We start from the raw sequence: 14,473 nt of genomic DNA on the forward strand, positions 1-14,473 counted from the left end.
TAAATTGAAATGGCATATAGCGATAAAGTAATTGATCATTATGAAAACCCCCGAAACGTTGGCTCCTTTGCCAAAGGTGATGAGCAGGTCGGCACAGGAATGGTTGGTGCGCCTGCATGTGGCGATGTGATGAAATTGCAAATTCGCGTGAATGATCATGGCGTCATTGAAGATGCGAAATTCAAGACCTATGGTTGTGGTTCTGCGATTGCATCTTCCTCATTGGTGACCGAATGGGTAAAAGGCAAAACTCTTGATCAAGCCTTGGAGATTAAGAACTCCCAAATTGCGCAAGAGTTGTCATTGCCACCCGTGAAAATTCATTGTTCGATCTTGGCTGAGGATGCCATCAAGGCAGCAGTAAAAGATTACAAAGATAAGCATCCTGTTAAATAAAAATCACCATGTCCATCACCCTCACCGAAAAAGCCGCTAACCACGTCAGCCGTAGTTTGCAAAAACGCGGTAAGGGCTGTGGTTTGCGTTTGGGTGTGCGCACCACTGGCTGCTCAGGCCTTGCCTATCAATTGGAATACGTTGATGAAGCCGCACCAGAAGACCAAGTATTTGAATCTCATGGGATTAAGATTTTTGTTGACCCAAAGAGCCTGACCTATATCGACGGCACCGAGCTTGATTTTGTCCGGGAGGGCTTAAATGAAGGATTTAAGTTTCAAAATCCCAATGTGAAAGATGAGTGTGGTTGTGGCGAATCTTTCCGCGTCTGACAACTACTTCACTTTTTTTGGCCTTACTCCCCGGTTCGTATTTGATACGTTGGCATTGGACCAAGCCTATTTAGCGATTCAAAAGGAAGTCCATCCCGATCGTCACGCCTCAGGATCCGATACCGAGCAACGCCTAGCAATGCAAATGGCGACTTATGCCAATGGCGCCTACCGAACCCTGAAAGACCCCATCGCGCGCGGCCTTTATTTATGTCAGCTTCATGGTGTTGAGGCAAATCTAGAAACGAATACTGCCATGCCGGTTCAGTTCTTGATGAAGCAAATGGAGTGGCGCGAAGCTTTGGATGATCACGCTGATGATTTGGATGCTCTGGAACGTCTTGCTGCCGAAGTTGAGAAGACGCGTCATGATTCGCTGTTGGAGCTCAATCATGCGTTTGAGCAGTCAGCATATACCCAGGCGGTGGATATCCTCCGAGGTCTACTCTTTATCAATAAATTTGCCACCGAGCTCGATGATGCAATCGAGCAACTGGTCTAAGAGAAACGAATATGGCTTTATTGCAAATTGCTGAACCTGGAATGGCATTGGCGCCCCATGAGCGCAAGGTAGCAATTGGGATCGATTTGGGAACGACCAACTCCTTGGTTGCGGTCGTTCGTGACGTTTTGCCCAAAGTCTTAACAGATACTGCTGGTCAGGCTCTATTTCCCTCGGTGATTCGGTATTTGCCAAATGGCAGAACGCAGGGTGGATTTGAGGCTTTGACTCACGTGATTGAGGATCCAAAAAATACGATTGTCTCGGTAAAGCGTTTCATGGGACGCGGGTTAAACGATTTTTCGAGTCACGATTTCCCCTACACGTTCATCGATGAGCCAGGCATGGTTAAGTTACGAACTGCTGCAGGGGATAAAAGTCCGGTGGAGGTGAGCGCAGAGATCTTGGCGCGATTACGACAGTTAGCCGAAGATTCCGTACAAGATGAAATCGTCGGCGCAGTCATCACAGTGCCAGCTTACTTTGATGATGCCCAACGTCAGGCCACGAAAGACGCTGCTAAGCTTGCCGGACTCCATGTCCTGCGGCTATTAAACGAACCTACTGCAGCTGCGATTGCGTATGGCCTAGATAATGCCTCAGAGGGTATTTATGCCGTCTATGATCTTGGCGGCGGAACCTTTGATATTTCGATTCTACGAATGAGTAAGGGCGTGTTTGAAGTTTTATCCACCGGTGGAGATTCTGCCTTGGGTGGTGATGACTTTGATCGATCAGTATGTGACTGGGTTATTGATGAGGCTAAGCTGATAAGCCTTGAGCCTAAGGATCAGCGGGCGCTACTGAGCGCAGCCAAGCGCGCCAAAGAAGAGTTAAGTAATGTGACCGAGACCCCTATTGAGCTCACGCTCATGAACGGACAGTCCATTTCCCTAATTCTTACTCGCGACAAGTTCGTATTGCTTACAAAACCATTGGTGGACAAGACCATGGTTTCAGTTCGTAAAGCACTGCGTGATGCTCAACTCCAGGTGGGTGATGTGAAGGGTGTCGTGATGGTTGGTGGCGCCACTCGAATGCCGCAAGTCCAAGCAGCGGTTGGGGCATTTTTTAAGACCCAGCCCTTAAATAACCTTGACCCTGATCAGGTGGTTGCCCTTGGTGCGGCGATGCAGGCCGATCTTCTAGCAGGCAATCAAAGTAAGAATAATGAGTGGTTACTACTTGATGTCATTCCCTTATCCCTTGGTTTGGAAACCATGGGTGGACTCGTAGAAAAAATTATTCCGCGTAATACGCCAATTCCTGTTGCCAGGGCACAAGATTTCACGACCTTTAAAGATGGTCAGACCGGTTTATCACTTCATATTGTGCAGGGGGAGCGCGAGGTAGTGGATGCTTGCCGATCCCTGGGGCGATTTGAGCTCAAGGGTATCCCCCCGATGGTTGCTGGTGCTGCGCGTATTCGAGTGACATTCCAGGTCGACGCAGATGGACTTTTATCGGTGCATGCGATCGAGCAAAGTTCTGGAGTTCAGGCATCCATTGAAATCAAGCCATCGTATGGACTTAGTGATTCTGAGATTGCACGCATGCTACAAGATGGATTTCAGGCCGCCGGGGATGATATGCGCGCTCGTGCATTACGTGAGGAGCAGGTAGAAGCAAGGCGCTTATTAGAGGCTGTGACTGTAGCACTGCAAGAGGATGGTGATCTGCTGACCGATGTCGAGCGCGCCCTGATTCGTAAGGAAATGGCCCAGTTGCAGGCGCTTTTAGAAGTGGAAACAAGTAGTGATGTGTTGCGTAAAGCGATTGAAAAAGCCGCCAAGACTACCGATCCGTTTGCTGAAAAGCGGATGAATGCTAGTATTCAGCGCGCATTGACTGGAAAAAATGTTGCTGAAATTTAACTCTTGAGATGAATGTAATGACCCAAATTGTTGTGTTGCCACACTCTGAGTATTGCCCTGATGGCGCAGTGATTGAAGCGCAGCCAGGGACCAGTATTTGTGAGACCTTGCTTGCCAATGATATTGAAATAGAGCATGCGTGCGATATGGTGTGCGCTTGCACCACGTGTCATGTGATAGTGCGCGAAGGCTTTGCGAGTCTCAATGAGCCTGACGAAAATGAAGAGGATATGCTTGATCGCGCTTGGGGCTTATCCCCACAATCCCGTTTATCGTGTCAGGCCATTGTGGCCAAAACGGATTTGGTGATTGAAATCCCTAAGTATTCGATCAATCATGCTAAAGAAAATCATTAGTCCCAAATTCCATGTTAGGTCGGATTCGCCAAAAGCAAATTGATTCAATTGAGGCGGCATCAGCAACTCCTAATCCTATTATTTGCCCTATTTGCGAGCGTGAGATTCCTCCCGCTCAAATGGATGCACATCATTTAATCCCACGCTCTAAGGGTGGCAGGGAAACGCAGTATTTGCATCGGATTTGCCATCGTCAGATACACGCTTTATTTACTGAGACAGAGTTGGCGAGGCGCCTAAACTCTGCGGATGCTATTCGCCAACATCCGCAGATGCAACGCTTTATTGAGTGGGTTAAAAATAAGCCAGACGGCTTTTACGAGCGGGTAGCTAAAAGTTCCCGCTTAAAAGAACAGTAAGTTTATTCATCTTCCCGGCGCAAATGGGGAAACAAGATCACATCACGAATATTTGGTACGTCGGTGAGCAGCATCACCAACCGATCGATGCCAATTCCACAGCCTCCCGTGGGAGGCATTCCATATTCAAGCGCCCGAATGAAGTCGTGGTCATAATACATGGCCTCTTCATCACCAGCATCCTTTTGTGCCACTTGTTTTCGAAAGCGCTCAGCCTGATCCTCGGCATCATTGAGCTCCGAGAATCCATTTGCAATCTCACGACCTGTAATAAAAAGCTCAAAACGCTCGGTTACTCCTTTACGAGTATCGGACTCACGCGCCAAGGGACTCACTTCGATAGGATAGTCAATAATGTACGTAGGATCCCAAAGATGCTCTTCGGCAACCAGTTCAAATAAGGCGAGCTGCAAGGCGCCCAAGCCCGCATTTTTTAGAGGCGGAGCATTCAGGTCTTCACCGCCTTTCTGAAGCTCCCCGCGAATAAATTCAGGATTCTCTAGTTGAGTAGCGCTATAGGATTTTTTCGAGAGGGGGCTGTACTTTAAGATGGCCTCGGTAATAGTCAGACGGTCAAAGGGTTTGGCAAGATCTAGTGGGCGACCTTGGTGGGTAAGGGTTGCAGTCCCCTGGGCATCGATGGCTGCGCTGCGAATGAGGTTCTCTGTGAAATCCATGAGCCACCGATAGTCGGTATAGGCTGCATAAAACTCCATCATGGTGAACTCGGGGTTATGTCGGGGGCTTACACCTTCATTGCGAAAATTACGATTAATCTCAAAAACGCGTTCAAAACCACCCACGATTAAGCGCTTTAGATACAACTCTGGAGCGATACGCAAAAACATTTGCATATCAAGCGCGTTATGGTGGGTAATAAATGGTTTGGCTGCAGCGCCACCTGGAATCGGATGGAGCATGGGCGTCTCGACTTCCATGAACTGTGCGTCAGTCATATGACGACGTAGCGAAGTAATCACTTTGCTGCGCGCCAAGAACGTATTTCGGCTCTCTGAATTTACAATCAGATCCACATAGCGTTGCCGATACTTCAATTCTTGATCGGCCAGCCCGTGAAATTTATCAGGCAGAGGCCGCAAGGACTTGCTTAAAAGCCTTAGAGTCGAACACTCAATCGATAATTCACCCTTGTTGGTTTTAAATAAGTAGCCTTCGGCAGCAATAATGTCGCCAAGATCCCAATGCTTAAATGCTGCATGAACATCACTGCCTGTGACATCATCGCTGATATAAAACTGAATTTGACCACTACGATCTTGAATGGTCGCAAAGCTGGCTTTACCCATCACTCGCTTTAGAACCATCCGACCAGCAACTTTCACAAGAATACGCTTGCTAGCTAATTCTTCTTTATTAAAGGAGTCGTAATGCTGATGTAGATCAGCTGCTAAGTGGGTTGGTACAAAATCATTGGGGTATGCAATGCCTGCTTGACGCAATTTTGCTAACTTTTCACGCCGCTCGGCAATGATGTGATTTTCATCCTGCGCAGGAATCGGTGGGTCTTGTTGGTCTAAGTTACTCATAGCAGAATCTTACACGCCCTGTTTAAGGCTAGCCTCAATAAATGCGTCAAGATCACCATCCAAGACTTTCTGGGTATTCGAGATCTCAACATTGGTTCGTAAATCTTTAATGCGACTTTGATCAAGTACGTAAGAGCGGATTTGATGGCCCCAACCAACATCGGTTTTGCTGGCCTCTAACTTGTCTTGTTCGGCACGTCGTTTACGCATCTCATGTTCGTAAAGGCGTGATTTGAGCATGCTCATTGCCTCAGCTCGGTTGCGATGCTGGCTGCGATCGTTTTGACACTGCACCACAATGCCCGTTGGAATATGAGTAAGGCGAACCGCAGAGTCAGTCTTGTTAATATGTTGACCGCCAGCGCCAGAAGCGCGATAGGTGTCAGTGCGGATATCCGCAGGATTGATCTCAATTTCGATCGAGTCATCAATCTCAGGGTAGACATAAATACTGGCAAATGAGGTATGGCGACCGCCTGAGGAGTCGAACGGTGATTTACGGACTAAGCGGTGCACACCTGTTTCGGAGCGGAGGTGACCATAGGCATATTCACCATCCACCTTGATCGTGGCACTTTTGATACCAGCGACATCACCGTCAGATTCTTCCAAAATCTCCGTTTTGTAGCCTTTGCGCTCGCAGTATTTCAGGTATTGGCGATACAGCATACTGGCCCAATCACAAGCTTCGGTACCTCCAGCCCCCGCCTGAATGTCAATAAAGCAATTGCAAGGATCCATTTCATTATGAAACATCCGTCTAAATTCAAGATCAGCAATAATTTTTTCGTAAGTACCTGCATCTACTTCAAGAGAGAGCAGAGTATCCAAATCGTTTTCGGCGCGAGCGAGATCCATCAGCTCCATGCTGCTAATAATGTTTTGCTGTAAATCAGTTAGGGTACTCACTACGCCTTCGAGTAATTTTTTTTCTTTCCCAAAGGCTTGTGCTTGTTTTGGATCATCCCAAATTTTAGGATCCTCCAAAATACGATTGACTTCAACTAGGCGGTTTGATTTAGCATCAAAGTCAAAGATACCCCCGAAGGGCTTGCTCGCGAGCGAGGAGATCTTTGAAGGCGTTGGTAATTTGATTGAGTTGTTCGGCTTCCATGAACGAATTATACGGGTAAGCGCCTAGTGGTGTTGGTCGTCGATGGCCTCAATGATCAGTTGGATGCGTGCCTCTTCGCGAAAACGATCACTCACTAGACGAAATGCCAAAAATGCGAGCTGCGGTAGTGTTTGGGTGCGATTAAACCAAACTGCTGATACGAGGGGTGTATCACTTTCGCTCTGCACAATTGGGCGAAGTAAAAGACGCAAATGTTTATCTTTCATCAGTGATTGTTGCAGTACCTCAAATTCACCATAAAAGAGCGGTTGTGGAAAACCTTGTCCCCAGATCTCTTGCATTAAGCGGTCAGCAATTTCAACGGTAAATTGATCTGGACTCAAGGAGCCATCATGGGTGCAATGCCTTTGCAAAATTTCATCATTGAGCAGGCTTGCGCTGATCTCTCGAAAGTAATTCTCAAAGTCATTAAAGTCGGATTGGCGAATCGTTAGGCCTGCAGCCATGGCATGGCCGCCAAACTTCAAAATGAGCCCAGGGTATTTTTTAGACACCAAGTCGAGCGCATCACGCAGATGAAAGCCCTGAATCGATCGACCAGAGCCGCGTAGCAATCGAGTGCCCGAGTCATCATCGGCAGGTGCAAAAACAATCGTTGGGCGATTAAAGCGATCCTTCAGTCGCGAGGCGACAATGCCCACCACGCCTTGATGCCAATCAGGATGCCATAAGCAAAGTGCAGGTTGTTCATTAACTGATAGGTTTGCAAGGTTCGCGAGCGCGGATTCTTGCATACCAGACTCGATCACACGCCGCTCTCGATTAATGCGATCAAGCTCTTGTGCCAGGGATCTTGCGCGGACCTCATCATCACATAGGAGCAATTGAATTCCTAAGCTCATATCAGCTAAGCGACCAGCAGCATTTAAGCGAGGCCCAATGGCAAATCCCAGATCAAAGGGGCTGGCAGCTCTGGGATCTCGTCCAGCCACCTCAAATAAGGCTAGCAATCCTGCCGGAGCGAGACCCTGACGTATTTTTCGGAGACCTTGTGAGACCAAAATGCGGTTATTGCGATCGAGTTGGGCAACGTCTGCCACCGTGCCAAGCGCCACTAAACTAAATAGTTGCTCTAGTTTTGGCTGGGTCTCGACAGTAAATACACCTCGCTCTCGTAAAAGGGCTCGTAGGGCAATCAAAATGTAGAACATCACACCAACGCCCGCCAGTGCCTTGCTGGAAAATGGACATCCTGGCTGATTAGGATTGACTATTGTGAGTGCGTTTGGAAGTTCCTCGCCGGGTAGATGATGATCAGTCACCAGAACATCGATGCCGTGTGTCTTGGCATAGTCAATTCCTTGATGGCTAGCAATTCCGTTATCAACCGTAATTAAGAGCGATGGTCTTGGATTAAGTTCAAGCGCCATATTAACCACCTCAGGGGTTAGCCCATATCCCATAGTAAAGCGATTGGGAACCAAGTAACCCAATTGCTCGTCAGATGCCCCTAGCATGCGTAATCCTCGCAGGCCAACAGCGCAGGCGGTTGCGCCATCACAGTCGTAATCAGCGACGATCACCATCGATCGTTTTGAGGCTATTGCATCTGCTAATAATCTCGCGGCTGTCTCGCATTCCTTCAGTGATGAGGGTGGCAGCAAATACTTTGCCTCAAGACTTAAGTCTGAATAATCATGTATGCCTCGAGAGGCATACAGGCGAGCAAAAAGTGGATCTAGACCACGTCCTTCTAAATGTTCAACAACTTGATTGGGGTAAGCGCGTTGGCTAAAAATACTCATACCTGCAATTCTTCCCAGGTCGGCGGTTGATTTTTATGCCAAAACTTCCATACAGGGCCCCGATAGTCTTTGGCTCGAAGGGTGCGCTTGCGAATGCCTTGCGGAAAATCAATTAGCGTGATTTCTAGGTCAAGTTCGAGCATCGCTTGTCTTAGTCTTGGCCATTGCTTATCAATATCCTTTAACCAAACAAAGGTATTGCTTGGTTGTTGTTCCCACTGAACAGTTTGGGATCTCAGAAGAGGGATGCCAAGCTGTGCAGCAATCGATGTCATCCAGGGATGATCACTAATAATTTGCGTAGCATTAGTTAATTCAGGGGAATAAGTAATATCGGTTGCTTTACCAATCCCATAGATCCAAACTGAATTAATTCGGGGTAATCCTTGCGCCTCTCGTGCCTCATTAATGGGGTGAATATGCCAGCGCATTTGTATTTCGTTCTGAATCCTGCGCCAACGTTTGGCTAAACCTGACACAACGGTATCTTTTGGAAGCCACCAATCGATATTACGGCCTGTGGCTTGTGTCACGCTATGGGTGTAGAGTGATTGATACGCGTTTGCAGCATAAACCCAAGCATTTGGACCACGCGAGATTGGAATAATTTCCTCTTCACCGAAGATGGTGTTTGCCTCCTCCATCAAGATCATGATTTCATCGGGGGGTATGGATAACTCCGATAATGGGAGTAGAACAAGATGGTCGCGCGTCGCGTGTAAATGAACCGGTTCAATACATAGCTGAACTTGATTGCTCGGATTTGTATGCAGGACACTACCAAGCGCAAAGGAGTCGCCGATCAGATAGCGTTCATGCGGTAAGGCTTTAGGTGCGTACGCAACATCGTGGTTGAGCTGATCCTCGCCGGATAGAAGAATGCTAATTTGTTGACTCATGACCCTAATTTTAGGTGGCAATTACTCAATTTGCTTAGTGGGTGGTGCCAATTGCTTAAACTGTGAAGATGTGGAAGATTCCGATTGAACTGGAGATTGGCCTAAAGTACACTCGCTCGCGACGTAGGAAGGCCGTTGGTCAGCGTGATGGGTTTCTGTCTTTTATTTCTGGGATCTCGATGGCGGGAATCGCGCTAGGGGTTGCGGCCCTTATTGTGGTTCTGTCCGTCATGAATGGGTTTCAGAAAGAGGTTCGAGACCGTATGCTTTCGGTTCTCTCCCATATTGAGATTACCTCCCCAAGTGGTTTGGTCGACTGGGAGCCAATCGCCGAGACACTCTCAAAACAGGCGCATGTTCTCGGGGTTGCCCCAATGGTGAGTTCCCAGGGTCTTTTATCTCGAGCTGAATCAATGCGCGGGGTTGCGTTGCGGGGTGTGGATCCAGCCTTAGAGGGTCGAGTATCTGATCTACCCAAGCAATTGATTGTGGGTTCAATTAGCGATCTCAAGCCCGGGCAATTTGGGGTTGTATTAGGAACCCAATTGGCAGGCGCCCTTGGTGTAAGGGTGGGTGATCGCGTAAATCTATTGGTTCCCGAGGGTGATTTAACTCCCGCTGGGATGATGCCACGGATGCGCTCTCTCCAGGTAGTTGGTATGGTGGATAGCGGTCACTATGAATACGATAGTACTTTGGCTGTGATGCACTGGAAGGACGCCGCCGCCTTGTTACGAATGACCGACCCGACTGGTTTGCGCGTAAAGATCGATGACATGCAAAAGGCCCCTGAAATTGCGGTGCGCTTAGCTCAGGTGGTACCGCAAGCGCTTTGGGTTAGCGATTGGTCACGCTCTAATCGCAATTGGTTCGCCGCAGTCCAAACCGAAAAGAAAATGATGTTCATTATCTTGACCTTAATTATTGCGGTAGCAGCATTTAACTTAGTTTCGACTTTAGTGATGACCGTTACAGATAAGCAGGCAGATATTGCAATTTTGCGAACCATGGGAGCAAGTGCAGGGCTTGTGCAGCGCATATTTTTAGTGCAAGGTTTGGCGATTGGTTTATTGGGCTCGATCCTAGGCGTTGCGTTTGGATTGCTCATTGCTCTTAACATCGATGTGATCGTGCCGTTTATTGAGACTCTCTTCCGAGTGCAGTTCTTACCAAGAGATATTTATTTCATTAGCCAGCTGCCATCGGATGTGCGTCTCGATGATGTACTAAAGGTAGGAATCATGGCATTTGTTCTATCGATTCTTGCGACGATTTACCCAAGCCGTAGAGCAGCGCAGGTCAAACCAGCCGAGGCATTGCGCTATGAGTAAGCCAGTTCTGAAAGCGTCCAAACTTGCTAAAACCTATGGAGTGGGTATTAATGCCGTTGAAGTATTGAAAGCAGTCGATTTGGAGTTAAGTCCGGCCGAGAAGGTTGCGATTGTGGGATCCTCCGGTTCAGGTAAAAGTACCTTGCTCCACCTATTGGGAGGATTGGATACGGCAAGTGCTGGTGAGGTAGAGTTGGCCGGTCAATTACTCAATCGGATGAGTCCGAAGGAGCTTGATCAAATCCGTAATGAACGCCTGGGCTTTGTATATCAGTTTCATCATCTACTTGATGAATTAACAGCGCTTGAGAATGTAGCCTTGCCTTTACGCATTAGAGGCTTGAGTCAGGAGAATGCTCAGGTCCCAGCACAGGTTCTATTAGATGCCGTTGGCTTAGGAAAGCGTCTGCATCACACCCCAGCAGAGTTATCGGGAGGGGAGCGTCAACGGGTTGCAGTAGCACGCGCCTTAGTTGGAAAGCCCGATTGTGTATTGGCTGATGAGCCAACTGGTAACTTGGATACCGAGACTGCTGATCGGGTGTTCGATTTAATGCTCGATATTGCCAAAGAGCAAGGCACCGGATTTTTGATCGTTACCCATGATCCAGTTCGGGCCAAACGGTGCGATCGTATTTTGCGCCTAACCCGCGGTGTACTTGAGCCATTTAGGGAATAGTGAGCGATGTGGCTTGATACCCATTGCCACCTCGATGCCCCAGAATTTTTAAGTGATATCGAGAGCATCGTAGAGCGTGCAAAAAGCGCTGGAGTGGCAGGCATCTTATTGCCCGCAGTACGAGCTCAGGATTTTGAGACCGTTCAAGAGCTTACCCATCGGTTTAAGCATGAGATTCCATATTTGGTCTATACCCTGGGGATTCATCCGCTGTATACCGATCGCGCTAGCGAAAGTGATCTAAAAACGTTAGAGACTGAAGTGGTCAATGCTAAAAATGACCCTCACTTTGTTGGTATTGGTGAAATTGGTCTGGATTATTTTGTCGCTGAGCTAGATCCACATCGACAAGCATTCTTTTTTCATGCACAACTGGATTTGGCCCAACAATATCAATTACCAGTCATTTTGCATGTCCGTCGTTCGCAAGATATGATTTTGAAAGCGCTACGTCAACGAACCATCAGTGGCGGTATTGCCCATGCATTTAATGGTAGTTTTCAGCAGGCTCGGCAATTTATCGAGCTGGGATTCAAATTGGGTTTTGGAGGCGCGGCGACCTATGAGCGTGCTTTACAAATTCGTAGACTCATTCAAGAGTTACCAATGGATGCTATCGTGACCGAGACCGATGCGCCAGATATCCCACCGGCATGGTTACGCTCCGAACAAGAGCGTCGTAATGAGCCAGCATTTTTACCCCGTATTGCGCAAGTGTTGGCAGAAATCCGTAGCGCGCAACCAGACCTGCTATCGCAAGCTGTCATTCACAATGTAAGTCAGGCCCTACCGCGCTGGGGCCAACTTCTGAACCAATAACGTGCTACGCATCGCAATTACGGCATGGATTGCCGGAGGGTCGGCTTTTCTCTTTTTACCCAATTTACCGAATCACGGCCAAGAAGTAAGCATTACTTCCGGAATCTTTTTGCTGATCGTTAGCTATTATTTGCGAGATCGCAATCGCACCCTCTCGCTCTTAGCGGTTGGACTAGCAGTAGGATTATTAGGGTGGGGCTATCACTTTCATTATGCAAAGGAAAGGCTTGCATCCCCCTTACCAATTTCTCTTGAAGATCAAGAATTAACAATCCGGGGCTATATTGCTCAATTACCAAGCGGTGATGGGCAACATCAGCGCTTTGCATTTGAGGTGATGGATTGGAATGATGCTCATCCCGAGTCTTTGCCTAGAAAAATCTACTTAAGTTGGAGTGGGGCATGGCAAAAAATTCGTATGATTCCAGAGCTCGCCCCGGGTGAAGAGTGGCAATTTGTTGTCAAACTCAAAAGACCGCACACCTTAATGAATAACCATGGCTTTGATTTTGAACGATGGATGTTTCATCAAGGCTTTGGAGCACATGGTTCGGTTAGGTCTGGTAAGCGAATTCAAGAGTCTCGATGGATTTCATTAAAAACAGCCATCGAGTATCAACGTTGGCGACTTCGTAATAAGATCAAAGCCGCTCTAGACCCGTCTGCACCTTATGTGGGTGTATTAATTGCCTTAGTGATTGGTGATCAAAATGCCATTGCCCAATCGGATTGGCGGGTATTTAATGCCACCGGCGTTGGGCACTTAATTTCGATATCGGGTTTGCACGTTACGATGCTCTCTGGATTAGGCGCCATGTTAGGGGCATGGATATGGCGACGTCGCGAATGGCCACTCATCATTCCTGTTCAAAAAGTTGCAGCCGGTACCGGATTACTTGTTGCGTTTTTATATGCATGGTTGGCTGGATTTCAAATACCAGCTCAACGAACACTCTACATGGTCGGGATCGTAGCTTATGCGCTCTGGACCTCCAGAATTCCACGCGCCTTTGATATTTGGTGGATTGCACTATTGCTGGTTCTGGTAATTGATCCTATGGCTCCTTACACTCCAGGATTCTGGTTATCGTTTGGAGCGGTAGCCATCATTTTGTATGGAATGGGCTCCTCATCAAGCCTCATTGGTATCCCGAATGGGGGCGAGTGGGAGCGGGGTCGACTCGAGCGACTCAAGCAAGCCTTCCTCGAATCCTGCCGCTTGCAATGGATTGTGACCATTGCGCTCATACCTTGCACTTTGTATTGGTTTTACCAAGTATCCATCGTATCGCCATTAGCCAATGCACTCGCGATTCCAGTGATTAGTTTTATTGTGACCCCCTTGGCGATTACTGGCGCGATTCTTCCTGAGTGGTTTGCACCCATCCCTCTCCAGCTCGCACATGGGGCAATGGAATGGACGGCGAAATACCTGAACTGGCTTGCAAAATTTGACTGGGCAGTGCATTGGTCTCATCAACCAACCCTCTGGGCAATGGCTTTATCGTTTTTAGGCATCTATTGGCATATTCGTCCGGGTCCGATGGCAAGCCATCTAATGAGTCGAATTGTGGGGATTGCCCTTTGCATCCCTTTATTTTGGCAAGTGACCGATTCAATCAATCATGGTCAATTTAAGGCATATATATTTGATATTGGCCAGGGCACTGCAGTCCTAGTTGAGACCAAATCACATCGACTCTTATATGATGCTGGCCCACTTTCTGGAAAAAATGACAACGCTGGAGAACGGGTATTACTGCCGTACTTTCGCGGGGAGGGAATTGATCGGTTGGATCGCTTAGTTATAAGCCATAAAGACTCAGATCATATTGGGGGCGCTAACTCACTGATGAAGAGTCTAAAGATCCAATCATTCTTGGGCACGATGCCAGAGCACCATCCGTTAATGAATGAAATAAAACAATCATCCATACCGGCACTACCCTGTCAGTTTGGTCAAGAATGGCAATGGGATGGTGTGGACTTTAAAGTCTGGCATCCATCTGAGGAGGTAAGCTTCAAAGCAAATACGCACCGAGGAAAGCCTAATGAAAACAGTTGTGTGCTGGAGATCCGTAATGCCAACACAAGCTTCTGGTTAACAGGCGATATTGAAAAACGAGGAGAGCATGAGCATACTCGACGTCTAGAGGAGATGGGTTACCAAAAGCCTAATAAAGTGGTGGTCATGGCCCCGCATCATGGTAGTAAGACGTCATCATCTCAGATATGGCTAGATACTATCCAACCAACTGTGGCATTTTCTCAGCATGGATATCGAAACCGATATGGTCATCCACATAGCGTTGTCAAAGAACGATATCGAGCCAATCAAATTCCGTTTCTTGAAACCACTCATACCGGCGCACAACATTGGCGCGTCACTGCTGACGATCTTACCGTTGAGTTCCTAAGGTCTAAGCGAAAGCGATTGTGGCATCACGAATAGTCGGCAAGAATAAAAACCTGAACTAGGTAATGTGATTCGGTAAGGCT

The 14,473-nt window shown here is 47.8% G+C and carries 14 protein-coding genes; 10 read left to right on the forward strand and 4 right to left on the reverse strand.

All coding sequences use genetic code 11. The annotated features are described in order from the left end of the window. Nucleotides 1–9: 9 nt before the first annotated feature. The 6 genes from iscU to QUE60_RS02640 are packed head-to-tail and all read left to right on the forward strand — an operon-like array spanning nucleotide 10 to nucleotide 3,819. The gene (gene iscU / locus QUE60_RS02615) at nucleotides 10–396 is read left to right on the forward strand and encodes a Fe-S cluster assembly scaffold IscU (protein WP_215371770.1); all 387 of its coding nucleotides are present in this window, start codon (nucleotides 10–12) and stop codon (nucleotides 394–396) included. 8 nt (nucleotides 397–404) lie between these two features. Then, a complete protein-coding gene (gene iscA, locus QUE60_RS02620) occupies nucleotides 405–728 on the forward strand; it encodes an iron-sulfur cluster assembly protein IscA (RefSeq protein ID WP_286227142.1) in 324 nt (107 codons plus the stop codon). After that, the gene (gene hscB / locus QUE60_RS02625) at nucleotides 706–1,230 is read left to right on the forward strand and encodes a Fe-S protein assembly co-chaperone HscB (RefSeq protein ID WP_286227143.1); all 525 of its coding nucleotides are present in this window, start codon (nucleotides 706–708) and stop codon (nucleotides 1,228–1,230) included. The genes iscA and hscB overlap by 23 nt, the downstream gene beginning before the upstream one ends. 11 nt (nucleotides 1,231–1,241) lie before the next feature. Beyond that, nucleotides 1,242–3,104: a Fe-S protein assembly chaperone HscA gene (gene hscA, locus QUE60_RS02630; RefSeq protein ID WP_286227144.1), complete on the forward strand. Its 1,863-nt coding sequence runs from the start codon at nucleotides 1,242–1,244 to the stop codon at nucleotides 3,102–3,104. Between the two features lie 17 nt (nucleotides 3,105–3,121). Next, the gene (fdx, locus tag QUE60_RS02635; protein WP_286227145.1) at nucleotides 3,122–3,460 is read left to right on the forward strand and encodes an ISC system 2Fe-2S type ferredoxin; all 339 of its coding nucleotides are present in this window, start codon (nucleotides 3,122–3,124) and stop codon (nucleotides 3,458–3,460) included. An 11-nt stretch (nucleotides 3,461–3,471) separates the two neighbouring features. Continuing rightward, nucleotides 3,472–3,819, forward strand: a complete 348-nt coding sequence (locus QUE60_RS02640) for an HNH endonuclease (RefSeq protein WP_286227146.1) — start codon at nucleotides 3,472–3,474, stop codon at nucleotides 3,817–3,819. A gap of 2 nt (nucleotides 3,820–3,821) precedes the next feature. Here the strand turns inward: QUE60_RS02640 and lysS are convergent, their stop codons facing one another. The 4 genes from lysS to QUE60_RS02660 form a co-directional block, all read right to left on the reverse strand. Next, nucleotides 3,822–5,366: a lysine--tRNA ligase gene (gene lysS, locus QUE60_RS02645; RefSeq protein WP_286227147.1), complete on the reverse strand. Its 1,545-nt coding sequence runs from the start codon at nucleotides 5,364–5,366 to the stop codon at nucleotides 3,822–3,824. Between the two features lie 9 nt (nucleotides 5,367–5,375). Next, nucleotides 5,376–6,480 (reverse strand): peptide chain release factor 2 gene (gene prfB, locus QUE60_RS02650; RefSeq protein ID WP_286227148.1). Its coding sequence is split into 2 segments (ribosomal slippage): nucleotides 5,376–6,398 and nucleotides 6,400–6,480, totalling 1,104 coding nucleotides; the frame shifts between segments, so codons are not numbered across the junction. A gap of 23 nt (nucleotides 6,481–6,503) precedes the next feature. Further along, on the reverse strand, nucleotides 6,504–8,246 hold the full coding sequence (gene recJ, locus QUE60_RS02655) for a single-stranded-DNA-specific exonuclease RecJ (protein WP_286227149.1): 1,743 nt from the start codon (nucleotides 8,244–8,246) through the stop codon (nucleotides 6,504–6,506). Then, nucleotides 8,243–9,145 carry a hypothetical protein gene (locus QUE60_RS02660; protein WP_286227150.1) on the reverse strand — a complete coding sequence of 301 codons (903 nt, stop codon included), beginning with the start codon at nucleotides 9,143–9,145 and terminating at the stop codon, nucleotides 8,243–8,245. The genes recJ and QUE60_RS02660 overlap by 4 nt, the downstream gene beginning before the upstream one ends. Before the next feature lie 68 nt (nucleotides 9,146–9,213). Between QUE60_RS02660 and QUE60_RS02665 the strand changes: the two genes are divergently transcribed. The 4 genes from QUE60_RS02665 to QUE60_RS02680 are packed head-to-tail and all read left to right on the forward strand — an operon-like array spanning nucleotide 9,214 to nucleotide 14,426. Further along, a complete protein-coding gene (locus QUE60_RS02665) occupies nucleotides 9,214–10,476 on the forward strand; it encodes a lipoprotein-releasing ABC transporter permease subunit (protein WP_286227474.1) in 1,263 nt (420 codons plus the stop codon). Then, on the forward strand, nucleotides 10,469–11,155 hold the full coding sequence (locus tag QUE60_RS02670) for an ABC transporter ATP-binding protein (RefSeq protein WP_286227151.1): 687 nt from the start codon (nucleotides 10,469–10,471) through the stop codon (nucleotides 11,153–11,155). Before QUE60_RS02665 ends, QUE60_RS02670 begins: the two co-directional genes overlap by 8 nt. Nucleotides 11,156–11,161: 6 nt before the next feature. After that, on the forward strand, nucleotides 11,162–11,974 hold the full coding sequence (locus QUE60_RS02675) for a TatD family hydrolase (RefSeq protein WP_286227152.1): 813 nt from the start codon (nucleotides 11,162–11,164) through the stop codon (nucleotides 11,972–11,974). 1 nt (nucleotide 11,975) lies between these two features. Continuing rightward, on the forward strand, nucleotides 11,976–14,426 hold the full coding sequence (locus QUE60_RS02680) for a DNA internalization-related competence protein ComEC/Rec2 (protein ID WP_286227153.1): 2,451 nt from the start codon (nucleotides 11,976–11,978) through the stop codon (nucleotides 14,424–14,426). The last annotated feature ends 47 nt before the right edge of the window (nucleotides 14,427–14,473 follow it).

The sequence above is a fragment of the Polynucleobacter sp. HIN11 genome (assembly GCF_030297675.1).
Classification (GTDB): domain Bacteria; phylum Pseudomonadota; class Gammaproteobacteria; order Burkholderiales; family Burkholderiaceae; genus Polynucleobacter.

Excerpts from the sequence above, each read along its gene's own strand:
- QUE60_RS02660 (WP_286227150.1), bottom strand. The coding sequence starts at position 9,145 with ATGAGTCAACAAATTAGCATTCTTCTATCCGGCGAGGATCAGCTCAAC.
- iscU (WP_215371770.1), top strand. The coding sequence starts at position 10 with ATGGCATATAGCGATAAAGTAATTGATCATTATGAAAACCCCCGAAAC.
- recJ (WP_286227149.1), bottom strand. The coding sequence starts at position 8,246 with ATGAGTATTTTTAGCCAACGCGCTTACCCCAATCAAGTTGTTGAACAT.
- fdx (WP_286227145.1), top strand. The coding sequence starts at position 3,122 with ATGACCCAAATTGTTGTGTTGCCACACTCTGAGTATTGCCCTGATGGC.
- QUE60_RS02665 (WP_286227474.1), top strand. The coding sequence starts at position 9,214 with ATGTGGAAGATTCCGATTGAACTGGAGATTGGCCTAAAGTACACTCGC.
- hscA (WP_286227144.1), top strand. The coding sequence starts at position 1,242 with ATGGCTTTATTGCAAATTGCTGAACCTGGAATGGCATTGGCGCCCCAT.
- QUE60_RS02670 (WP_286227151.1), top strand. The coding sequence starts at position 10,469 with ATGAGTAAGCCAGTTCTGAAAGCGTCCAAACTTGCTAAAACCTATGGA.
- iscA (WP_286227142.1), top strand. The coding sequence starts at position 405 with ATGTCCATCACCCTCACCGAAAAAGCCGCTAACCACGTCAGCCGTAGT.
- lysS (WP_286227147.1), bottom strand. The coding sequence starts at position 5,366 with ATGAGTAACTTAGACCAACAAGACCCACCGATTCCTGCGCAGGATGAA.
- QUE60_RS02640 (WP_286227146.1), top strand. The coding sequence starts at position 3,472 with ATGTTAGGTCGGATTCGCCAAAAGCAAATTGATTCAATTGAGGCGGCA.
- QUE60_RS02675 (WP_286227152.1), top strand. The coding sequence starts at position 11,162 with ATGTGGCTTGATACCCATTGCCACCTCGATGCCCCAGAATTTTTAAGT.